The following is a 22346-nucleotide window of genomic DNA, read 5'->3' on the forward strand; positions in this document are numbered from 1 at the left end:
ACATGCTAGACAGTCCCGACACCGCGCCCACCATCAAGGGCATGTATATCGACGGCCAATGGACGCCCGCGTCCCGCACCTTCGACGACCTGAACCCATCCGACAATTCGCTCTATGCGCGCATCCCCGACGGCTCGCCCGCGGACGTGGAAAAGGCGATCGCCGCGGCCAAGGCGGCGTTTCCGGCCTGGTCGGGCCTTGCCTTTCACCAGCGCGCCCATGCGCTTCTCAAGATCGCCGAGGTCTGGGACAGGCGGCAGGGTGACTTCATCAACGCCGCCGTGCAGGAAGGCGGCGGCTGGTTCGGCAAGGGCGTGTTCGAGGCGGGCTACGTGGCCGAGGTGTTCCGTTCGGCCTCGGCGCTTTGCTACCAGAACATCGGTGAAGTGCTGCCGTCCGAGCACCACAAATTCATGATGGCCACGCGCTTTCCTCTTGGCGTCGTCAGCGTCATCTCGCCTTGGAACATGCCTGGCATCCTGACGTCGCGCGGTTTTGCCGCGGCCCTTGCCGTGGGCAACACCGTGGTCCTGAAACCTTCCGAGGACACGCCTTATTCCGGCGGGCTCTACTTCGCCGAGATCCTCGACGAGGCGGGCATTCCGCCCGGCGTTTTCAACGTCGTCACCTGTAGCCGCGACAGCGTGGGCGCTGTGGGCGACGAGATGATCGAGAACCCCAACGTCAAGGCGGTGTCCTTCACAGGATCAACCGCCGTGGGCCGCCACATCGCGGCCAAATGCGGCGCGCATCTGAAGAAAGCCTGCGTGGAGCTGGGCGGCAAGGACTCCATGATCATCCTGGAGGATGCCGACCTCGACCATGCGGCGAAGGCCGCGAACTTCGGCTCCTTCATGCATCAGGGACAGGTCTGCATGTCGACCGAAAAGATCCTCGTGCAGGAGCGCGTCTATGACGATTTCATGGGCCGGTTCCTTGGCCGCGCGGCCAAGCTCAAGACCGGTCACACCCGCGACAAAGACAACGTCATCGGACCGCTCGTGAACACGCGGCAGGCGCTGCGGGTGAAGGCGCTCATTGACGACGCCGTCGCCAAGGGCGCGCGGGTCGAACTGGGGGGCAAGGCCTGGGACAACTTCGTCGAGCCCACCGTTCTGACCAATGTCACCGCCGAGATGGACATCTGGCATGACGAAACCTTTGGCCCGGTGGTGATCGTCGCCCCCTTCCGCACCGAGGAAGAGGCCATCGCGCTCAACAACGATACCGAATACGGGCTGACGGCGGCGATCATGACGCAGGACGAAGCCCGCGCCCTTCGCATGGCCGAACATATCGAAACCGGCATCTGCCACGTCAACTGCCAGAACATCAACGACGAGCCCCATGTCCCCTTCGGCGGGACCAAGGCGTCAGGCGTGGGCCGTTACGGTGGGCGCTGGTCGCTCGATGCCTTCACCGAGCTGCGCTGGATCACGCTCGACCGCGGCGGGCGGCATTTCCCGCCGGTCTTCTGAGAAAGGAAACGTCATGACTGCGATCGGATGGATCATTCTCCTTATCGTCGCCGCCGCCGTTCTGGTCGCGCTCGCCGCGTGGTTCTATGAACGGGCGACGAACGAGATCAGCCTCGTGAAGACGGGGGTCGGGGGCCGAAAGGTCGTCATCGACGGCGGCACGCTGGCAATCCCCTATTTCCACGAGATCAGCCGCGTGAACATGCAGACGATCCGCATGGACGTGGTCCGGCGCGGCAATTCCGCCCTCATCACCAAGGACCGGATGCGCGTCGATGTGGGGGCGGAGTTCTATGCCTCCGTCGTGCCTGAGCCCGACGCGATTGCGCGGGCGGCCCAGACGCTCGGGCGGCGCACGTTCCAGCCTGACGAGCTGAAGGGTCTGATCGACGGCATGATGATCGACGCGCTGCGCACCGTGGCCGCCCAGATGACGATGGACGAGCTGCACGAAAACCGCGCGGAGTTTGTGCGCGAGGTGCGCGACATCCTGGGTGAAACCCTGATGCGCTATGGCCTGCAACTCGACAGCGTATCGCTGACGGATTTCGACCAGACGCCCTTCAACACGCTGGATGAAACCAACGCTTTCAACGCGGTGGGCATGCGCAAGCTTGCCGAGGTGATCGCCAAGTCCAAGCGCGAGCGCGCCCAGATCGAGGGCGACAGCGAGGTGGAGGTCCGGCGCACCGCGATGGAGGCCACCCGCCGGAAGCTCGAGATCGACCTTGAGGAACGTCGGGCCGAGATCGCGCAGGCGCAGGAGGTCGAGACGCTTCTGGCCGCGCAACTGGCCGAGGTGGCGAGCCGCAAGGCCGATGCCGAACGCGAGGCCGCGCATGCCCGCATACGAATGGAGCAGGAAATCCAGTCCGCCGACATCGCCCGGGAACTGACGATCCGGCAGGCCGAGATTTCACAGGAGCGGGCGCTCCAGATTGCCGAGCAGGAGCGGCAGATCCAGATCTCGGCCAAGTCGCAGGAAGAAAGCCGCGCCCGCGCCGATGCCGATACCGCGCGCGCCGAGGCGGTGAAGGCCGAAGAGGCCATCCAAACCGCGCGCCAGATGGCAGAAGCCGAACGGCGCAAGGCCGTGGCGCTCTTGGCGGCTCAACAAGATGCCGAGACGGCAGCCACCCGCGCCCGGATCGCGGCGGAAAGCGACAAGGCTACGGCGAAGGACCGGTCCGAGGCCAAACGCGAGGAAGCCGAGGCGCTCAAGTTCCTCAAGCTTGCCGAGGTCGAGGCCGAAGCCGCCCGCATCGAGGCCCAGAACGCACGCTCCGATGCGCTCGCGGCGCTCGAGATGGAGAAGATGCGGCTGGAGGCCATGCCGGGGATCGTCAGCCAGATGGTGAAGCCCGCCGAAAAGATCGACAGCATCACCATCCACCAGATCAACGGCCTTGGGGCGCGTGGTCAGGGCGGCGGCGAGGCGACGGAACGCGGCACGCCCGTGTCCCAGATCGTCGACTCCATCCTCGACCTCGCCGTATCGGCCCCGGCCATGAACCGTCTGGGCGACATGATCGGAAGTCATGTTGCCGGGAAGAGCACGACAGGCAAGACGGACTAACCGCGAAACCCTCGCGGCGGGCGAAAAATTGGGCGTCCGCCGTGGCATCGGCGTGACGCCCATTTTCCGTGGAGTTGCTCTAGGACGGTGCCGCAAAGTGATGCTAGGCTCGCTTCATGGCCGGCCTGGGCCGGCGCATTTGACAAGCAACGGGACCATATTCATGCGACTTTCTTCTGCTGCTCTCGGAATTTTTCTCGCGACTTTCGGAACGGCACGGGCTCAGGTTTCGCTCGACGATCTCGACGCGGCCACCTCCGCCCGTGACAGCGAACTGTCCGCCTTTCAGGAAAGGCTCAATGACCCCGACCCGGAAAAGGCGCTGGCCGTCATGTCGATCCTGATCCGCGACGGCGACGCGGATCAGCGGCGAATGGCGATCCGGCACGGGCTTTACTCCACCGACAGTGCGATCCGCGCCACGGTCCTGCGGTCGATCTTCGATTCCAAGCCGACGCTGGTGCTGGAGTTCGACCCCGTGGATGAGGAACCCCACGCCTATTACGCCCGCGACATCAACAATGCGAACGGCACCATCGGGGCCGACAACATGGGGCAGGTGATGAAGAAACTCGTCGGCTACGACGAAAAGGAGGCCTGCTGGACCGTGCAGGGGAACGGCAGTTCGACCCCCTGCATCATCCGGATGCGCGGGGAAGTCGTCAGCGTCTGGTTCGGCGGCTCCTGGGGGCAATACGTGCTGAACGCCAGTGGCCAGCTCGAGGGCGAGCAATCGCTGACGGGGGTCCTCACCAAGGGTCGCATCGACCTGACGGAGTGAGCTATTCCACCACGATCGAGTCGATCCGGGCCGGTGAGCCGCCGCCCCACGTCGAGGTGATCTTGATTGTCAGCCGTTTGACGAAGCGTTCCTGAACCTTGACGTCATAGATCCCGTCGGGCGACATCTCGTAGCTCGGGAAGGGGCTCGGCCTGCGAACCGCCCCATCGGTGGCGTCGGTTGAAATCTCGATCCCGCGCGGGACGGAAGCCGCATCGTCGGGCTTGGACAGGATGGTGATTCGGCGCAGACGGTCGTCTTCGGGCAGGGTCAGCTCCAGCACGATCGGCGTGCTTGCGGTCAGCGGAGCCACGTATGCGCCCTGTCCCAAAAGCATCTGCGTGGGGTCGGCCGTGCCTTCGACCGGATGCACCGACCAGCTCGTCACCTCGATCGCCTTGCCCTCTGTGGCCGCCTCCGGCAGTGCGCCGCCGCTTTCGCAACCGGGCATCGTCGGATCGGCGCAGGGGTCGCCTTCCTGCATTTCGCCCATGATCCGCGACACGCGGTTGACGATCTCGTCCATCCGAAGCGCCCAGGCCTGCCCGGCGTTGGCCGCATCCGTCACCATGCCGACCGGCTTATCTCCGTCGAAGAGGAACGCCCCGCTCGTGCCACCGAAAAGGTCGGCCTCTTCGTTGCCCTCAGGCGCAATCTCGATCTGCTGGAAGGTCAGCGTGCGGATGACGACCTGCCGCCCCTCGGTCGAGGCCTGCCGTGCGCGGCGCATGGTGACCGGCATCCCGACCTTGAGGCTCTGCGACAATCGGCGGGGAAGGCCGGACCACTCCGGGCCGCAATCCGCCGTGATGCTGCCCCGTACGAGTCCCACCGACAGGTCGGCGTTGTCGCTTGCCTTGTAGAGGATCTTGGCCGTCCCGATGCGGTTTCCGCCCGGTTCGGTGATCTGGATCCCTTCAAAGCGGATACCGTGCAGATGGGTCGGCAGGACCACGAAACAGTTGCCCTTGCTCTGGAACAGAAACCCCGATCCGGACCCGTCACCGATGACCACCATTTGTGCCTGCGCCGGCTGCGCGGAAACTAGGAAGAAAACCCAAACTGCGATATGATGAAGGTATTTCATGGGGATGTAGGGCTGGGGGTGAAGGGATGTTTGCAAAGATATTGGGGGTAGGGGGCGTTCTGGTCGGACTGTCCTCCTCGACAAGCCTTGCACAGGAGATTACGCGCGACAACAGTCACGAGGCCTTCGTCGAAGTGAAATCCGAGAACTCGCAAGTGTCCGGCGACGTGATCCTTGGCGCCATGCTGATCGGGGACGACGTGTTTCCGCAGGTGCCGAATGTCGTCACCCCGCCCGGAGCCTGGCTGGCACGCAACGAACCCGCCAAGGCCTGCGTGCGCATCGTCGCCAAGGATGGCCGCTACATCGCCGAGAACGCCTATACCATTCCGGCGGGCTTCGCGGGGGAACGGGCCGATTTCACCTATGACGGCGAGCTTCCCGATTTCCTCCAGAACCGGAAATCCGTGATCCGGGTCACGAGCGGCGAATGCACGGCGCAGAACCCGACCCTTGTTCCGGCCTCCTGGGCCGATGCCGGTGCGACCACTGCGACGACCCTCAACCTCTTCGTGAACGCGGCCGGCAACTTCACCGCCGTCGCAGTCGGGGATGGCACGAGGTTCTTCGAGCCCTGCCGCGACGTGACCGAGGCCACCGGGCTCAAATACACGACCATCTGTGAAATCCCGGTCGAGGTTCTGGCAGAGGCCGCCGATCCCATCGAACTGACCTTCCTCATTTCGCGCAACAACACCGAGGAACGGTTCGCCGCAACCGTCATGCAGGTCTTCCGGAAATGACGGCTGAAACCGAGGCGGCGACCGTCACCGATGCGAACAGCAAGGCGGTCGTCACACGCGCAAGGGAGCGGCACCTCAAAGTGCTCAAACGGTGGCTCAGGGTGGCGATCACCTTGGCCGTGGTGGCGCTCGGGCTGATCCTCAATCCGCTCTACCAGCGGCATTTCGACCGGAGCATCCTTCTCGAGGCCAACAGCGGGGCCGTCGAGGTGACCCTGAGCGAAGAGGTCGGTGGCAAGTCCTTCGAGAACGCGGCCCTGTGCCAGCGCCGCGACCGCCCCGACTTCAACGCGACGGGGGGCGAATACGGCTGCCTCGGGTCCATGTTCGAAGTCGTGCGGCCCGAAGGTCCCTTCGTGTTGTCCTTCCCCGCCGGCACCCGGCTCAAGTTCGAGAGCCGGCCCGGGCGACTGGATATCGCGATCGCGAGCCTCCCGGAAAGCGCGAAGGGAACGCCGCTCGCAAAGCTGGAAAGTGGGCGGATTATCCTCGAGGGCGATGGTCTGTCGTCCTTCGGACACTTTCTCGGGCGCGGAACGCTCCGGATCGGGGCGCCCTTCGGGAACGTGGACGAGGTGCCGCTGATCGACGCGAACTATCAGGTCAACGCGAAGTCGGTGATCTCGATCCTCAGCCTGCGCGGCGGCCCGACCGTGGTGCAGGACGGGAGGATCCAGTCCGGCGCGATCCTGACCTTCACGGCGGCCAATCCCCCGCGGGACGCCGAAAGCGATGCCGATCACCTCGTGCCGGCGCGGGTCAATATCGCGATCCCGGACCCGGAGGAGACCGGCCTCATGCGGGTAAGTGCCCTGTCGGATTACACTACGGTCGATCTTCTGGTGGACCATTTCCTTGCCGAGCCAATCCTGATCCGGCCCTCCTTGATCGGTGCGGTGGCCAACGACCCGGTGCTGATCCTCATGGCTTTTCTCGTCGGCGGGCTGATCGGGTTCTTCCAATGGGTCTGGCCCAAGGAGGGTTGACGCCGCCCCCTACGGCTTAGCCGAGGCGCGTCCACCCGTTCATTGCCTCAGCGAACCAATCGGCGACGTGACCGCGCTTAGCGTGTTGGTCGAGCAGTGAATGACGCGGAAATGAGTGCTGGAGTCTCTTGTCGTTGGCTGGATGAGAACATAAAGTGAACGCATGGCGCGGACACTGGACCAGAAACTCGCGATTCTCTCGGATGCGGCGAAATATGACGCCTCCTGCGCGTCAAGCGGCGGGTCACGCCGGGATTCCAGCGATGGCAAGGGGATCGGGTCGGTCACCGGGTCAGGCATCTGCCATGCCTATGCGCCGGACGGGCGCTGCATCAGCCTGCTCAAGATCCTGATGACCAACTTCTGCATCTATGATTGTGCCTATTGCGTGAACCGGGTGTCTTCGAACGTGGAGCGTGCGCGCTTCAGCCCCGAGGAAGTCGTGCATCTCACGCTCGAGTTCTATCGGCGGAACTATATCGAGGGCTTGTTCCTGTCCTCCGGGATCATCCGGTCGCCCGATGACACGATGGCCGACATGGTGCGCATCGCGCGGATGCTACGGCAGGACCATCATTTTCGGGGCTATATCCACCTCAAGACCATCCCCGACGCGGACCCGCGTTTGATCGAGGAGGCGGGGCGCCATGCCGACCGGCTGTCGATCAACGTGGAGCTCCCGACAGATACCGCCGTTCGCGATCTCGCGCCCGAAAAAAACCCCGACCGTATCCGGCGTGCAATGGCCGATGTGCGTGTGCTGAAAGAGGCGTCACAGGACAAGACCGCCACTGGCAAACGTCCGCCCCGCTTTGCGCCGGCCGGGCAATCGACGCAGATGATCGTCGGGGCCGACGGGGCGAACGATGCGACGATCTTGAAGGCCTCCACCCGGCTTTATGCGAGCTATGACCTCAAGCGCGTCTACTATTCTGCCTTCTCCCCGATCCCGGACGCGAGCGCCCACCTCCCTCTCGTCCAACCGCCGCTTCAGCGCGAACACCGTCTGTATCAGGCCGACTGGCTCATGCGGTTCTATGGCTTCGAGGCGGGCGAGATCACGGCAGGGCAGGGCGACGGGAACCTCGCCCTCGACGTCGATCCGAAGCTCGCCTGGGCGTTGGGGCAACGACATCTGTTCCCGGTCGAGGTGAACCGGGCGGACAAGGACATGCTGCTCAGGGTGCCGGGCTTCGGAACCAAGACCGTGACCCGGATCGTCGCCGTGCGGCGCCATCGCACCCTGCGTTACGAGGACCTCGTCCGGATGGGCGCGAACCTGAAACACGCCCGGCCCTTCATCTCACTCCCGGGTTGGTCGCCCCGGACACTTGCCGACAGCGCCGACCTGCGCGCGCGGTTCGCGCCGCCGCCCGAGCAACTGCGGCTCATCTGATGCGCCACCAGCCCTTGCCCCCTGTCGGCACCTTCGAGGCATGGCGGGATGCGGCGCGCGCCCTGCTTCTGGCTCGCGTGACGCCAGAAGAGGTCTCCTGGTCCATGGGCGAAGTCGCCCCGGACCTTTTTGCCAGGGATAGCCCGCTTCCCGACGCCGAAGGCACCGTGACCGTGCCCCGTGAGTTCCTGCAACTCGCTCGTCAGGCAGTCTGGCACCGCGACCCTGAACGCTTCGCACGGCTCTATACGTTGTTATGGCGCGTTCAGTGCGAGAAGCGTCTGATCGGCGACCGGGGCGATCCGCTGGTCGCAAAGCTGAACGCCATGGCCAAGGAGGTCGGGCGCGACAAGCACAAGATGACCGCCTTCGTCCGATTTCGAGAAACCGGCGATCCGGCTGCGCCGCGCCGCCAGTTCGCCGCCTGGTTCGAACCGACGCACTTCATCGTCGAACCGACCGCGCCCTTTTTCGCCAAGCGCTTCGGCGACATGGATTGGTCGATTTTCACACCTGACCTCTCGGTGCATTTCGACGGCACCCTGAACTTTGCCGAATGTGCCGCGAAACCGCCCTTTCCGGAGGATGCGACCGAGGATCTCTGGCGCACCTATTTCCGCAACATCTTCAACCCGTCGCGGCTCATGCCCAAGGCGATGCAGTCGGAGATGCCGAAGAAATACTGGAAGAACATGCCCGAGGCCGGGCTCATCCCTGAACTGATCACCACCGCCCCCGCCCGCGCCCGCGCCATGGCCGAGGCGATGCCGACCATAGCCCCGGCGCGTGCCGCCCGAGTCGGGGAGGCGGTCAGACAAGCTCAGGCCCTGCGTGAGGCGGGCCAGGACGCCTTCGAGGTGGCGCTCGCGGGATGCCGACGCTGTCCGCTGTGGGAAAACGCGACTCAAGCGGTGCCGGGTGAAGGGCCGCTCGACGCGCGGCTCATGTTCGTGGGCGAGCAGCCGGGGGACCGGGAGGACCTCACGGGCCGGCCCTTCGTGGGTCCGGCCGGGCAGCTTTTCGACGAGACGCTGGAGGGAGCCGGGATCGACCGCGACAAGGTCTATGTCACCAACGCGGTGAAACATTTCAAATTTGTCCCGCGTGGCAAGCGGCGGCTTCATCAGAATCCCAATCGCGACGAGATCGAACATTGCAAATGGTGGCTCGGTCTCGAGCGCGAAAGGGTGCAGCCGGAGCTGATCGTCGCCATGGGTGGCACCGCGCTCGAGAGCCTGACGGGGTCGCGCCGGGATATTCTGAAGCGGCGCGGCGGGGTCGAGGCGCTGGGCGACGGCACGCCGCTCTTTGTCACGGTGCACCCGAGCTTCATCCTGCGCATTCCCGACCGGGTGCGGCAGGAGGAAGAGCGCGACCGTTTCCGGGCCGATCTTGAGCGGCTCCGGTCCCTGACGGACTGAGGCTGGACAAGCGCCGCAGGCCGGGGTCTTTTCGTGCGAAACGAGGGAGATGAAGATGATCCGGACCGAAAAGCTGACTTACGAGGTCGAGGGCGCAGGGTTTGTCTGCGAACTTTTCTGGGACGACGCGCTGTCCGGTGCCCGCCCCGGCGTGATCGTGGCACCCGCCTTCTGGGGCATGAGCGATTTCGAGCGGGACCGGGCAAAGGCGCTGGTCGAGATGGGCTACGCGGCGCTCGTGGTCGATTACTACGGCGCCGGTCGCCATTCCACGGATCCCGCCGAAGCACGACGCTGGAAGGACGAGGTGGAGGCCGACCGCACACAGCTTCGCGACCGGATGCGGGCGGCGCTTGCGCTCTTCAAGGCGCGGGACGAGGTCGAGGCGAAAAAGGTGGTCGCCATGGGGTATTGTTTCGGGGGCAAGGCGGTTCTGGATCTCGCGCGCTCGGGCGCCGATTTGGCCGGCGTGGTGCCGATCCACGGGATCTTCGATCGCCCGAACTTCGATACCGAACCGATGAAGGCATCCGTGCTGGCCCTTCATGGCTGGGCGGACGCGCTGGCCAGACCGGAAGCGGTCGTTGCCCTGGGCGAGGAACTGGACGCGCATTGCGCGGACTGGCAGCTTCTGGCGCTGGGTCACACCGGGCACGGCTTCACCAATCCGGCCTCCGACAACTACACCGATGCGGCGGACCGGCGGTCATGGCGGGCACTGATCGGGTTCCTGGAGGACACCTTCGGCTGAGAGAATGGGGGCCCTTCGGCGTGTCCCCGGTCAAGGAGGGTTTGCGCCGCGCCTTCGGCGCATCCCCTGTCAATAAGGCCTGCGCCGCGCCTTCGGCGCGTCGCGGGGGGCCTCGCTGCGCTCGGTCGGCCCGTGGTGCGACCAGCGCTTGATCCCCGGGCTTACGGGCGCAGGGAGCGGTCGCACGTGAGTAACTTGGAAAGATGAAAGCCGCGATGTCGGTTGATTTTCCCCGCCCGTTCAAGCAATCACGGCGGGACGCACAAAGGGGACTTCCATGACTCGCATCGACGACACCTTCGCCAAGCTGAAAGCCGACGGGAAGAAGGCGTTCGTGGCCTATCTCATGGCGGGCGATCCCGATGTCGAGACGAGCCTTCAGGTGATGAAAGGGATGCCCGGCGCGGGTGTCGACATCATCGAACTGGGCGTGCCCTTCACCGATCCAATGGCGGACGGGCCCACGATCCAGCTCGCTGGCCAGCGCGCGCTCGAAGGGGGGCAGACACTTCAGAAGACGCTCGATATGGCGGCCGAGTTCCGCAAGGAGAACGACACGACGCCGATCGTGCTCATGGGATATTACAACCCGATCTACAACCGCGGCGTGGCGCAGTTCCTCGAGGATGCGAAGGCTGCCGGCGTCGACGGGCTCATCGTCGTGGACCTGCCACCCGAGGAGGACGAGGAGCTCTGCATCCCCGCGCAGGAGGCCGGGCTCAACTTCATCCGGCTCGCCACGCCCACGACCGATGACCGGCGCCTGCCGAAGGTCCTGACCAACACGTCGGGCTTCGTTTACTACGTTTCGATCACTGGCATCACCGGGGCCGCCGCAGCACAGGCCGCGGATGTCGCCCCCGAAGTCAAGCGCATCAAGGCGGCGACCGACCTTCCGGTGATCGTGGGCTTCGGCGTGCGGACCCCTGAGACCGCGCAAGAGATTGCGGGTGTTGCCGATGGGACGGTGGTCGGCTCCGCGATCGTGGACCTCATCGGCAAGGGCGAGCCGGTCGCGGATATCCTCGCCTTCGTGGAAGGACTGGCCGCAGGTGCGCACCGGGCGTAAGCGCCTGCCCTGCCCCCCTAGACCAGCAACTGATAGGTCGCGGGCACGTAGCGGAACCCGCCGTCCTTGTCCTTCTCGACAAATCCCAGCCCCGGCCAGGGCATGTGATATCCCACGAAAGGGATCCCGTCAGTCGCGAGCATGTCGAGGAGCCGCTTGCGCGTCTGGGCGGCGGCCTCCTTGTCTTCGTCGAAGATGACGGGCCAGTCCGGGTGCTCCAGGGACCAGACGTGGTGCAGCACGAAATCACCCCCGATGAACAGGGCCTTGCCTGCGCTTTCCACCATATAGGCCATATGACCCATCGTATGGCCGAATGCCTCGACCGCCGTGATGCCTGTGGTCACCTCCTGCCCGTCCGCAGCGAAGGTCGTCAGGTCGGCCAATGGCATCATGAAGGTGTCGAAGGCGTCGTCGCCCGTATCGTCCCAGGCATCCCACTCGAGACTGCCGGTCACATAGCGAGCGTTGGGAAAGGTCGGGCCCGCCTCGTCGGAGAGGCCGCTGATATGGTCCGAATGCATGTGGGTCAGGATCACGCGGTCCACGTCCTCGACGAAATATCCCGCCTGTTCGAGCGCACGGATGATCTGTATCGGCTCCTCGCCCGTGTCGAAAAGGACGAGTTCCTTGCCGGTGTTGACCAGCGTTGGCGTGAAGAAGGTCTTGGCCACCGTGTCGGGCAGATGCCGCGCTTTCGCGGCGGCCTTGAAATCGGCTTCCGGCACGTCGAGCCCGAAGATCTCCTGCGGATTGTCCTGCGTCGCCATGTTGGTGAGGAGGTTCGTCACCTCGAACTCCCCGAGCGTGAACCGGTTGAACCGGGTCATCCCGGGTCCCATCAGGTCGGCCCCGGCACGGGCCGGACGCGCGACCGCCGCGGCAGCAAGGGGCAGGGCGCCGGCACCGGCGATCAGGCCACGCCGTGACAGCATGGGGGTCTTCAAGGGGAGTGTGCGGCGCGCCATGGCGTCCCTTCGTTTGTCTGTCGAATAAAGTCCGTCTAGGATGAGGACGCCCGGACGCGTTGCGCGTTCCCGCGATCACGAAAACGTGAGGTTACGCCATGGCCGAGAATAAGACCCAGCCGACCAGCGACAGCGTGGACGCGTTCCTCGACGCGGTCCAACCCGACCGGCGCCAAGAGGATGCAAGACGACTGGACGCGCTGTTTCGCAAGGTGACCGGCTGGTCGCCCGTCCTCTGGGGCCCGTCGATCGTCGGCTACGGAAGCTATCACTATCGCTATGGCAGCGGGAGGGAGGGCGATTTCCTCGCCACCGGCTTCAGCCCGCGCAAGGCCAACCTCGTCCTCTACATTATGCCCGGCTATCAGGATTACGGCGCGCTCCTTGCCGATCTGGGCAAGCATAAGCTGGGCAAGTCCTGCCTCTATCTCAACAAGCTCGCCGATGTGGATCAGGACGTTCTCGCCCGCCTCGTGCGGCGCGGGCTCGACGATCTGGGCAAGATCTATCCGGTTCAGCCGTCCTGATCCCGTCCGTCAGGCCCCTGGTCACTCCCACCAGCGGTCGATGGTCGCGATATCGTCGTCCGACCAGCCGAAATGATGCGCGAGTTCATGCACCATGATATGCGCCACCAGCGCGCGGAAGCCGACGTCGCTTCGCTCGGCCCATTCATCGAGGATCGGGCGCCGGAACAGCCAGATCACGTCCGGCCCCTCCGGCTGATGCATCACCGATTTCTGGGTCAACGGGATGCCGTCATAAAGCCCGGTCAGCTCGAACCCGTCGGCAAGGTCCAGATCGTCGAGCATCCCGTCATCCGGAAACTCCTCGACCCGAAGCGCGACCGCCCGCGCCGCGGCGCGAAAGGCCTCCGGCAGTGCCTCCACCGTGTCACGCGCGATCATCTCGATGGCGTCGCATGTGGGCGGCAAGAGGTCCTCGCTGCTGTCGGTATCGGCGGCGTCCTGTCGGGCGGTATCGGCGGTCATACGTCGTCCTGTAGCTTGCGGGGCGGCTGAATGGCCATCGACCCTGCCCGATGAGATAGGTGCCTGGCGCGCAGAGGGGAAGGGCAGGGGATGATGGTTCTTCCGCGCGTCTGCCCGTGCGCGCGCGCCCCGTGTCCCTCGTCAAACACATGGACAAATCCGGCCTCATGTGAAAAACGCAGCGGGTCAAGGAGAGTATCATGACGACCACCCGTTTCGCGCCCTCCCCCACGGGCTTCATCCATGTCGGTAACCTGCGCACCGCGCTGATGAACTATCTCATCGCGCGCAAGGCTGGCGGCACCTTCATCCTGCGGCTCGACGACACCGATCCGGAGCGGTCGAAGCAGGAATATGCCGACGCCATCCAGGAAGACCTCGAATGGCTGGGCCTGACCTGGGACCGGATGGAGCGGCAGTCGGACCGGCTGGAACGATATCAGGAGGCCGCTCAGGAGTTGCGCGACAAGGGCCGGTTCTATGAGGCCTTCGAGACACCCACGGAACTGGACCTCAAGCGCAAGAAACAACTCAACATGGGCAAGCCCCCGGTCTACGACCGTGCCGCGCTCGCGCTGTCGGATGACGACCGTGCCAAGCTTCGGGCCGAGCGGGGCGACGGCGTCTGGCGGTTCAAGCTCGATCACGAGCGGATTGTCTGGCAGGACGGCATCCTGGGCGAGATTTCCATCGACGCGGCGAGCGTGTCGGACCCCGTCCTCATCCGCGCGGACGGGCAGTTCCTCTATACCCTCGCCTCGGTCGTGGACGACATCGACTTCGGCGTCACCAACATCGTGCGCGGGTCCGACCATGTGACCAACACCGCGACCCAGATCCAGATCATCGAGGCATTGGGAGGCACCGTTCCGGGCTTTGCCCACCACTCGCTCCTCACCGGCCCGCAGGGCGAGGCGCTGTCCAAACGCCTTGGCACCCTGTCCCTGCGCGACCTGCGCGCGGCGGGCGTCGAACCCATGGCGCTCCTGAGCCTCATGGCCCGGCTCGGCTCGTCGCAACCGGTGGAACTGCGTGGCTCCCTTGACGAGATCGTCGAGGGTTTCGACCTTTCGACCTTCGGCGCCGCGCCGACCAAGTTCGACGAGCAGGACCTCTATCCGCTCACCGCCCATATCCTCGCCGCCCGTCCCTATGCGGCGGTTGCGGATCATATCCGCGCGCTCGGTGTGCCGGACGACATCGCCGAAGACTTCTGGACGGTCACGCGCGAGAACATCCAGACGATGGGTGATCTCGACGGCTGGTGGACCCTCTGCCGTGATGGCGCGACGCCGATGATTGCCGATGAGGACCGCGATATGATCGCGACCGCGATGGAGCTCCTGCCGCCGCCGCCCTACAGTGCGGAGAGCTGGTCGACCTTCACCGCCGCCGTGAGAGAGGCGACCGGTCGCAAAGGCAAGGGGCTCTTCATGCCGCTCCGCAAGGCTCTTACCGGAATGGACCACGGCCCCGACATGTCGGCCCTCATGCCGCTCTTGCAGAAGGTCCCGGCAAGGGCCTGACCTTTCATCTTTCCAACAAATACGCGAAACGCCGCGCTCACAAATGGCGCGGCGTTTTCACTTTTCAACCAATCGCGCCACAGGCCGCGCCGAGCGCAGCGAGGCGCCTTCCCGCGCTTTCTGCGAAGCAGAAAGCGCAATCCCTCAGCGCACGAAGCCCATGATGTCATAGGTCCGGGCAAGGATCGGCTGGGCGATCTCGTCGGCCCGTTCCGCCCCGCGCGCCATGATCGCATCCAGCTCTTCGGGCGCATCCAGCAGTCGGCGCATTTCGTCCGACACCGGGGCGAGCTTTGCCACCGCGAGATCCGCGAGCGCCGGCTTGAACACCCCCCAGCCGGACCCGCCGTATTCCGCCATCACCGCCTCGGCCGATATGTCCGCGAGCCCCGCATAGATATCCACGAGGTTGCGCGCCTCGGGCCGTCCGGCCAGCCCGGCCAGATCCGACGACAGCGGCTCGGGATCGGTCTTCGCCTTCTTGAACTTCTTCGCGATGGTATCGGCGTCGTCGAGCATGTTGATGCGTTCCATGTCGCTCTCGCCCGACTTCGACATCTTCTTGGACCCGTCACGCAGGTTCATCACGCGCATCGCGGGGCCTTCGGTCACCGGCTCGGTGATCGGGAAGAAGTCGACGCCGTAGTCATGGTTGAACTTCGCCGCGATGTCGCGGGTCAGTTCCACGTGCTGTTTCTGGTCCTCGCCCACGGGCACATGGGTCGCGTGATAAAGCAGGATGTCCGCCGCCATCAGCGCAGGATAGGCATAAAGCCCGAGCGAGACCTTTTCGGCGTTCTTCCCGGCCTTGTCCTTGAACTGGGTCATACGGTTCATCCAGCCCACGCGCGCCACGCAGGAGAAGAGCCAGCCAAGCTCGGTATGTGCGGGCACGCGGGCCTGATTGAAGAGGATCGAACGTTCCGGGTCGATGCCGCTCGCGATCATCGACGCGGCCACTTCGCGCGTCGCGCGGCGCAGGTCCGCCGGGTCCTGCCAGACGGTGACGGCGTGCATGTCGACGACGCAATAGATCGTCTCGTAGGTCGGATCCTCCTGCATCTCGACCCACCGCTTGATCGCGCCGAGGTAATTGCCAAGGGTCAGGCCGCCCGACGGCTTGATCCCGGAGAAGACGCGCGGTGCGAAGGCGGTGTCGGCCATGGTCGTGGCTCCATTCTGTAGACTGGCTGGAATATCTCGTCAGGCTCGATTAACTAGGCGGGAAACCCCCGTCAAGGAAGGCCCCCGGAAACCATGACGTTCCAGCCCGACCACACCCGCCCCGTGAACCCGCTGCCCCCCGTGGTGATCCTGCTCGCGGGCATCGTTGCCGTGGTGGAGCTTGTCTTTCTCGCGGCAGAAAACGGTCTCGTCGGCGGCGACGCTGGGCTCGGCTGGCGCATCACGGGGATGGAGACCTTTGCCTTCTACGAGCCGCTCTTTCAGTGGATGATCGAGCATGGGACGGTGAAGGCCAAGTATCTCATGCGCTTCTTCACCTATCCCTTCCTGCAGGGGTCCTTCACGCAGGCTGTCTTCGTCATCGTGTTCCTGCTCGCCCTGGGCAAGATGGTGGGTGAACGCATCGGCCAGGTCTCGATCCTCGCGATTTTCTTCGGCGCGTCGATCCTGGGAGCGATCATGTATGGCGTGGTCTGGGACACGCGGGTGCCGCTCTTCGGGGGATTCACCGGTGCCTATGGCCTTGTCGGGGCCTTCACGCTCATCCTCTGGGCACGTCTGGGCGAAAGCGGCGGGCCGCGGTATCAGGCCTTCGCGCTCATCGCGGTGCTTCTCGCCGTTCAGTTCCTCTTCGGCATCTTCTTCGGTGCCGGCAAGAACTGGGTGGCCGAGGTGACGGGCTTCGTTTCGGGCTTCGGCATCGCTTCGGTGATGTATCCGGGCGCCTGGGGCCGGATCCTGGAACGGGCACGGGCGCGGGGCTGACCCGGCACGCCTTTACCCTTTGGCGGTCCCGTCGCGTTTCATCATCTTCTTGATGTCCGACAGCTTGACCGCGCCCAGCACATGACCCGCGGCGAAGTAGGTCACGACACCCGAGGCGATCAGCAGGACAAGCCCGATCACATCGATACCCCCGGTGCCCAGCATCGGCCCGAGCACGATGGTCGCGCCCCAAAGCTCGGCCCCCATGATCAGGCTGGCCGCGAGGATACCCCACATGCGCCGCCAGAACCGGGCGTCGAAGCGGGTCGTCTCGCCCATGCGATGCGTGCCCACCCAGAGCGCGAGGGTCATCGCCCAGCCGGCGAAGGTGGTGCCGAAAGCCGCCGCGATGAAGCCGATAACCGGGGCAAGCCCGATGGCGAGACCTGCGTTCACGACCAGCGAAAAGAGCGCGAAGTAGAAGGGCGTGCGCGTGTTCTCTCGCGCGAAATAGATCGGCTGAAGTACCTTCTGAAGCACGAAGGCCGGCAGACCGAGCCCGTAGACCGCGACCGCGATCGCGGTATTCGCCGCGTCGTCGGCGGTGAAGGCGCCACGTTGGAACAGGACCTGCACGAGGGGCAGCGGGATCACCACCAGCGCCACCGCGGACGGGACGGTGAGCATCAGCGCGAACTCGCCCGCCCGCGACAGCGACCAGCGCGATCCGCCTTCGTCGCCCGACCGCAGCCTGCGTGACAGGTCGGGCAGGAGCACGACGCCTATGGCGATGCCAACGACGCCCAGCGGGAGCTGATAGAGCCGGTCGGCATAGGATAGCCAGGCGATCGCGCCGTCGAAGAACGACGACACCTGCCGCCCGACCAGCAGGTTGATCTGCACCACCCCTTGGGCGAGCATCGCAGGCGCCGCGATGATGGCGAGGCGCCTCAACTCGGGCGTCATCCGGATGCGACGGGGCCAGAGGTTGTATCCCGCCCGCGCCGCCGCCCACCAGACGAAGGCAAGCTGCGCGACGCCGGACAGCGGGATCGCCCAGCTTTGCGTGAGCCCCACGTCGGTGCCGAAGAAGATCGACACGAGCACCGCGCCGATGAAGATGATGTTGAGGAGCACCGGCGCGAAAGCCGCGGCGCCGAAGCGCCCGGTCGCGTTAAGGACGCCCGACAGGAGAGCCGAGAGCGAGATGAAGAAGATATAGGGAAAGGCGATCCGTCCGTAGGTCACCGCGAGGTCGAAGCGTTCGTCCCCCGCGAAGCCCGCCGCCATGGCAAGCACCAGTCCGGGCATGAAGACATGCGCCAGAACCGTCAGCGCGAGCAGGATTATGGCGAGCCCGGTCAGCGCATCGCGGGCAAAGGTCTCGGCGCCTTCGCCGCTTTCGACCTTTTTCGCGAACATCGGTACGAAGGCCATGTTGAACGCGCCCTCGGCGAAGAAGCGGCGGAACATGTTGGGAAGCGAGAAGGCGACGAAGAACGCCTCGGCGATGGGACCGGCGCCCATCACGCTCGCGATGGCCACATCGCGCACGAAACCAAGGATGCGGGACAGCGCCGTCCAGCCCCCGACCGTGAGAAAGCCGCGCACCAGACGGATTTGCGCCATTACCTGTCTGCCCTTTCGGCGCCCTGCACGATTGCCTCGCGCAGTTTCTTCTCGAGCGCCTTCTGTTTCGCCTCGGAGTAGAGCTTCAGCCCGAACATGTCCTTCACATAGAAGGTGTCCACGACCTGCTCTCCATAGGTCGCGATGACCGCGCTCGCAATATAGACGTGGTTGTCGGCGAGCGTGCGGGTCAGGTCATAGAGCAGCCCGGGACGGTCGCGGGTGTCGACCTCGATCAGCGAGTAGATGTCGGAGGCATCGTTGTCGAAACTGATGTTGGTCGGGACCTTGAAGGCCTTTTCCCGTTTCTTGAGCTTGTCGCGGTCCTTCATCGCCTCCCGCGCGATGACCTTGCCCGACAGCGTCTTGTGGATCATGTCGGTCAGCCGTTGCAGGCGCGTGTCCTCGAAGGGATGCCCGTCATGGTCCTGCACCCAGAAGACCGCCGTGGCGAAGCCGTCTTTCGAGGTATAGGTCCGCGCATCGACAACGTTCGCGCCGACCAGCGCCAGCGCGCCCGCGAGCCGCGAGAAAATCCCGGGATGGTCGGCCAGCACGAAGGCCGCCCGCGTCGCGTCCCGGTCCGGGTCCTGTGTCAGGTCGATACGGATGTCGTCGGGCCCGATGTCGCGCAGAAGCCCGGCAAAGACCGCGTGCTCGGCCGTTCCGAGGCCCTGCCAATAGGTGTCGTAATGCCGCGCCGTTTCCGTGCGCAGGACCTTGCGGTCCCAATCCCCCAGCCGCTCGCGAAGCGCCTTCTTGGCGACTTCCGCGCGGGCGCCCGTGGACAGCGCCTCGATCCCTTCGTCGAGAGCGGTCGCGGTCTGGGAATAAAGATCGCGCAGAAGCGCGGCTTTCCAGTTGTTCCAGGTGTTCGGGCCCACGCCACGGATGTCGCAGACGGTCAGCACGAGCAGGAGGTCGAGCCGCTTCTTTGACGACACGGCCTTGGCGAAGCCCTTGATCGTGCGCGGATCGGCAAGGTCGCGTTTCTGCGCGACATCGGACATGAGCAGGTGATAGCGCACGAGCCATTCGACGGTTTCGACCTCGGTCTTGGTCAGTCCCAGCCGCGTCGCCACCGGCCGCGCGATCCGGGCGCCCAGGACAGAATGGTCCTCTTCCCGTCCCTTGCCGATGTCGTGGCACAGGAGCGCGACGTAGAGCACCTTGCGATTAACCCCGGCCTTCAGGATCCGGCTCGCATAGGGAAGCTCCTCGATCCGTTCGCCGCGCTCGATCTCGGCCAAGGCCGAGATGCATTGGATCGTGTGCTCGTCCACCGTGAAGCTGTGATACATATTGAACTGCATCATCGCGACGATGGGCTCGAATTCAGGGATGAAAGCCGCCAGCACGCCTAGCTCGTTCATCCGCCGGAGCGCGCGTTCCGGGTTGCCGTGCTTGAGAAGCAGGTCGAGGAAGATCGCGCCGGCTTCCTTGTTGGACCGCAGATCGTCATCGATCAGGTCGATATTCGCCGTCACGACGCGCATGGCATCGGGATGGATCAGGTATCCCGTGCGCAGCCCCTCCTCGAAGATGCGCAGGAAGTTGAGCTTGTCGGCGAGAAAGCTCTTCTCGTCCGTGAAATGGAGCCGCCCGTTCACAAGCTTCCATCCGGCGCGCAGTTTCTTGCGCCGCTTGAGAAACCCGACGAGCTTGGGCTCCTTCTTGATGTGTTCCTCTTCGAGGTCGGTCAGGAAGATCCGCGTGATCTCGCCCACCTGCGTGGCGTGGCGGAAATAGTCCTGCATGAAGTGCTCGACCGCCCGCCGACCGCCCCGGTCGACGTAGCGCATGCGCTCGGCCACGGCGACCTGCATGTCGAAGGTGAGCTGATCCGCCGCCCGGCCCGCGATCAGGTGCAGGTGACAGCGGATCGCCCAGAGATAATTGTTGGCCTCCGCGAAGGTCGCATATTCCTCGGGCGTGAACATCCCGACCGAGATCAGCTCCCGCGCGCGGGTGACGCGGTGCAGGTATTTTGCGACCCAGATCAGTGTCTGGAGATCGCGAAGCCCGCCCTTGCCCTCTTTCACGTTGGGTTCGACCATGTAGCGCTGGCCGCCCTGCTTGCGGTGCCGCTCGGCCCGTTCCTCGAGCTTGGCTTCGATGAACTCGTTCGCCGTGCCCTTGAAGAGTTCGCCCCAGAGCTTGGAGAAAAGCTCCTGCGCCAGTGGCGCGTCACCGTCCACGAAGCGCACTTCCAGCATGGCGGTGCGGATCGTAAAATCCTCTTTGCCGAGCCGGAGACAGTCCTTCACCGTGCGGGACGAATGCCCCACCTTCATGTGCAGGTCCCAGAACATGTAAAGCATCGACTCGATGACGCTCTCGGCCCAAGCGGTGATCTTGTAGGGGGTCAGGAACAGCAGGTCGACGTCCGAGAAGGGCGCCATCTCGAAGCGTCCGTAGCCGCCGACAGCCAGCACCGAAAGCCGCTCGGAGGCGGTCGGGTTGCGGGTCGGGTGCAGGCGGGTGGTAGCCGTCCGGAATACCGTCTGGACGAGGCAGTCAGTCAGCCACGCATAGCTCTGCACCGCTTCGCGCGCCGCGCGCGGATCAGCGACAAAAGCCGCCTCGATGATGTCGCGGCTGTCCTTCTGGACCCGGCGCAGGACCTCGACCGTCGCCTTGCGGATTTCGGCGGGGTCCCGGGTCTCTCCAGCGGCCGCGGCGATTTCCGCCTCCACCGCGGCGCGGTCGAAAATGCGCAGGGCAGGGGCGATCAGCCCGTCAGGAACTTCGGACGACGTTTCGAGGACTTCAGAAACCAAAGCCGCCAAAGCTCTTCGGGGCCGCGTCGATCACGACGACCTGCTGGTTCTGGATCTGCGCGATAGCGAGCCCGCGTTCGTTGGTCCCGTCGGCCAGCAGCCTGAACACCCCGTTCACCCCGGCAAAACCTTGCGATTGGGTCAGTGCGGCGCCGGTCAGCGCATCGGCCTTGCCCGCCTTCACCAGCGCACCGATGGCCGCGATCCCGTCATAGGCAAGGCCCGCGATCGGATGCGGCGGCGTGCCATATGCAGCTTCGTAGCGCGCGTTGAACTGGGTCGAGAGCGTCGGGTCGGGAATGGCGAACCAGCCGTTCTGAAGCCCGGGCAGGGTCAGCGCATTGGCCGGAATGTCCCAGCGCTGCAGACCCATGAACTGGACGGCCGAGGGATTCACGCCGTTCTCGGGCAGCAGCCCCGCAAGGAAGGGGAGCGCGCCATCGGTGCCCGACGTGAACATGATGTTGTTCGCGCCCGAGGACCGCACGGTCGAGGAAATCTGCGGCATCGACTGGATGATGCCGTTCTGGGACAGCTCGAAGCCCACGGCCCCGGCCTGCGATGCGCCGTTGGTATTGGCGATGGCCTGAACGATGGCGTCGCGTCCGAAGGTTTCCGCCGGGCTGTTGCCGTAAAGGACGAGGATGTTGCCTTTGTCCTGGCTGGCCGCGAACTGCACCATCCGGTTGGCGGTGTTCTGGAAGGTGTTGCCAAGGATGAAGACGTTGCCGCCCGCGACCTCGGGGTTGTTCGAGAAGGCGAGCACGTTCACCCCATTGGCCGCTGCGGCGACCCCGGCGGCGGCGGCGCTCTGGGCGTAGACGGGCCCGAGAATGACCTTGGCGCCCTCGGCCACGGCGGTCTGCGCCTGCGCCGAAGCCTGCGCGGCCTGCCCGGCGGTATTGTAGACCCGCAGGTCGATCTGCACCCCGTCAAGCTCGGCCATGGCCAGCCGCGCGGCGTTTTCCAGCGATTGCGCCAGCGCTGTATCGGTCGCGTTCGCCGATCCACCCGGCACGAGAAGCGCGACCGGGACCGGTTCCGACGTGTCGATTCGCGGTCCGCCGCCACCTGCCGTCGGGAATCCTGCGCCGCAGGCCGCGAGCGACAGGGCCGCGAAAAGCATCACAAAGAGCGTCCAGAGCTTGCGGGCCTGTCTCAAAACGGCGAACATGATCGACATCCTTCTCGTGCTTTTTCCAAGGCTTATGCCGCGAAAGGGCGGGGCAAAGACTCAGGCTCGCCCATCCGGGCATCATAGACGGCCAGAAAG

The 22346-nt window shown here is 65.0% G+C and carries 19 protein-coding genes; 12 read left to right on the forward strand and 7 right to left on the reverse strand.

Going from position 1 to position 22346, the window contains the following annotated elements:
- Positions 1–2: 2 nt before the first annotated feature.
- The 3 genes from KJP29_RS06185 to KJP29_RS06195 all read left to right on the forward strand — a co-directional run bounded on the left by KJP29_RS06185 (position 3) and on the right by KJP29_RS06195 (position 3835).
- On the forward strand, positions 3–1478 hold the full coding sequence (locus KJP29_RS06185) for an aldehyde dehydrogenase family protein (RefSeq protein ID WP_218462687.1): 1476 nt from the start codon (positions 3–5) through the stop codon (positions 1476–1478).
- Positions 1479–1491: 13 nt separating this feature from the next.
- Positions 1492–3054: a flotillin family protein gene (locus KJP29_RS06190; RefSeq protein WP_218462688.1), complete on the forward strand. Its 1563-nt coding sequence runs from the start codon at positions 1492–1494 to the stop codon at positions 3052–3054.
- A gap of 163 nt (positions 3055–3217) precedes the next feature.
- Positions 3218–3835: a hypothetical protein gene (locus KJP29_RS06195; RefSeq protein ID WP_218462689.1), complete on the forward strand. Its 618-nt coding sequence runs from the start codon at positions 3218–3220 to the stop codon at positions 3833–3835.
- Position 3836: 1 nt separating this feature from the next.
- Here the strand turns inward: KJP29_RS06195 and KJP29_RS06200 are convergent, their stop codons facing one another.
- The gene (locus tag KJP29_RS06200) at positions 3837–4853 is read right to left on the reverse strand and encodes a hypothetical protein (protein WP_218462690.1); all 1017 of its coding nucleotides are present in this window, start codon (positions 4851–4853) and stop codon (positions 3837–3839) included.
- Positions 4854–4948: 95 nt separating this feature from the next.
- Between KJP29_RS06200 and KJP29_RS06205 the strand changes: the two genes are divergently transcribed.
- The 6 genes from KJP29_RS06205 (at position 4949) to trpA (ending at position 11288) form a co-directional block, all read left to right on the forward strand.
- The gene (locus tag KJP29_RS06205) at positions 4949–5665 is read left to right on the forward strand and encodes a hypothetical protein (RefSeq protein ID WP_218462691.1); all 717 of its coding nucleotides are present in this window, start codon (positions 4949–4951) and stop codon (positions 5663–5665) included.
- Positions 5662–6651 (forward strand): hypothetical protein, encoded by a 990-nt coding sequence (locus tag KJP29_RS06210; RefSeq protein WP_218462692.1) that lies wholly within the window; start codon positions 5662–5664, stop codon positions 6649–6651. Before KJP29_RS06205 ends, KJP29_RS06210 begins: the two co-directional genes overlap by 4 nt.
- A gap of 163 nt (positions 6652–6814) precedes the next feature.
- Positions 6815–8047: a putative DNA modification/repair radical SAM protein gene (locus KJP29_RS06215; protein WP_218462693.1), complete on the forward strand. Its 1233-nt coding sequence runs from the start codon at positions 6815–6817 to the stop codon at positions 8045–8047.
- Complete coding sequence (locus tag KJP29_RS06220) at positions 8047–9468, forward strand: UdgX family uracil-DNA binding protein (RefSeq protein ID WP_218462694.1); 1422 nt, start codon at positions 8047–8049, stop codon at positions 9466–9468. Before KJP29_RS06215 ends, KJP29_RS06220 begins: the two co-directional genes overlap by 1 nt.
- 55 nt (positions 9469–9523) lie before the next feature.
- Positions 9524–10219 carry a dienelactone hydrolase family protein gene (locus KJP29_RS06225; protein WP_218462695.1) on the forward strand — a complete coding sequence of 232 codons (696 nt, stop codon included), beginning with the start codon at positions 9524–9526 and terminating at the stop codon, positions 10217–10219.
- 277 nt (positions 10220–10496) lie between these two features.
- Positions 10497–11288: a tryptophan synthase subunit alpha gene (gene trpA / locus KJP29_RS06230; RefSeq protein WP_218462696.1), complete on the forward strand. Its 792-nt coding sequence runs from the start codon at positions 10497–10499 to the stop codon at positions 11286–11288.
- 17 nt (positions 11289–11305) lie between these two features.
- Here the strand turns inward: trpA and KJP29_RS06235 are convergent, their stop codons facing one another.
- Positions 11306–12256: an MBL fold metallo-hydrolase gene (locus KJP29_RS06235; protein ID WP_255553459.1), complete on the reverse strand. Its 951-nt coding sequence runs from the start codon at positions 12254–12256 to the stop codon at positions 11306–11308.
- A gap of 98 nt (positions 12257–12354) precedes the next feature.
- On the opposite strand from KJP29_RS06235, the gene KJP29_RS06240 reads away from it, so the two are divergent.
- On the forward strand, positions 12355–12783 hold the full coding sequence (locus KJP29_RS06240; RefSeq protein ID WP_218462697.1) for a DUF1801 domain-containing protein: 429 nt from the start codon (positions 12355–12357) through the stop codon (positions 12781–12783).
- A 21-nt stretch (positions 12784–12804) separates the two neighbouring features.
- On the opposite strand, the gene KJP29_RS06245 is transcribed toward KJP29_RS06240, so the two are convergent.
- Positions 12805–13164 (reverse strand): metallopeptidase family protein, encoded by a 360-nt coding sequence (locus KJP29_RS06245; RefSeq protein WP_255553488.1) that lies wholly within the window; start codon positions 13162–13164, stop codon positions 12805–12807.
- A 284-nt stretch (positions 13165–13448) separates the two neighbouring features.
- Between KJP29_RS06245 and gltX the strand changes: the two genes are divergently transcribed.
- Complete coding sequence (gene gltX, locus KJP29_RS06250; RefSeq protein ID WP_218462699.1) at positions 13449–14774, forward strand: glutamate--tRNA ligase; 1326 nt, start codon at positions 13449–13451, stop codon at positions 14772–14774.
- A 144-nt stretch (positions 14775–14918) separates the two neighbouring features.
- Here the strand turns inward: gltX and trpS are convergent, their stop codons facing one another.
- Positions 14919–15938, reverse strand: coding sequence for a tryptophan--tRNA ligase (gene trpS, locus KJP29_RS06255; protein ID WP_218462700.1), 1020 nt, complete (start codon positions 15936–15938; stop codon positions 14919–14921).
- Positions 15939–16031: 93 nt separating this feature from the next.
- On the opposite strand from trpS, the gene KJP29_RS06260 reads away from it, so the two are divergent.
- Positions 16032–16724, forward strand: coding sequence for a rhomboid family intramembrane serine protease (locus tag KJP29_RS06260; RefSeq protein ID WP_218462701.1), 693 nt, complete (start codon positions 16032–16034; stop codon positions 16722–16724).
- A 12-nt stretch (positions 16725–16736) separates the two neighbouring features.
- Here the strand turns inward: KJP29_RS06260 and murJ are convergent, their stop codons facing one another.
- From murJ to KJP29_RS06275, 3 genes are read right to left on the reverse strand one after another with little or no spacing between them, the layout of a single operon-like run.
- Positions 16737–18293 (reverse strand): murein biosynthesis integral membrane protein MurJ, encoded by a 1557-nt coding sequence (gene murJ, locus KJP29_RS06265; RefSeq protein ID WP_218462702.1) that lies wholly within the window; start codon positions 18291–18293, stop codon positions 16737–16739.
- Positions 18293–21082 carry a [protein-PII] uridylyltransferase gene (locus KJP29_RS06270; protein WP_218462703.1) on the reverse strand — a complete coding sequence of 930 codons (2790 nt, stop codon included), beginning with the start codon at positions 21080–21082 and terminating at the stop codon, positions 18293–18295. The genes murJ and KJP29_RS06270 overlap by 1 nt, the downstream gene beginning before the upstream one ends.
- A complete protein-coding gene (locus KJP29_RS06275; protein WP_218462704.1) occupies positions 21063–22247 on the reverse strand; it encodes a penicillin-binding protein activator in 1185 nt (394 codons plus the stop codon). Before KJP29_RS06275 ends, KJP29_RS06270 begins: the two co-directional genes overlap by 20 nt.
- Between the last annotated feature and the right edge of the window lie 99 nt (positions 22248–22346).

The sequence above is a fragment of the Maritimibacter sp. DP1N21-5 genome (assembly GCF_019218295.1).
Lineage (GTDB): Bacteria > Pseudomonadota > Alphaproteobacteria > Rhodobacterales > Rhodobacteraceae > Maritimibacter.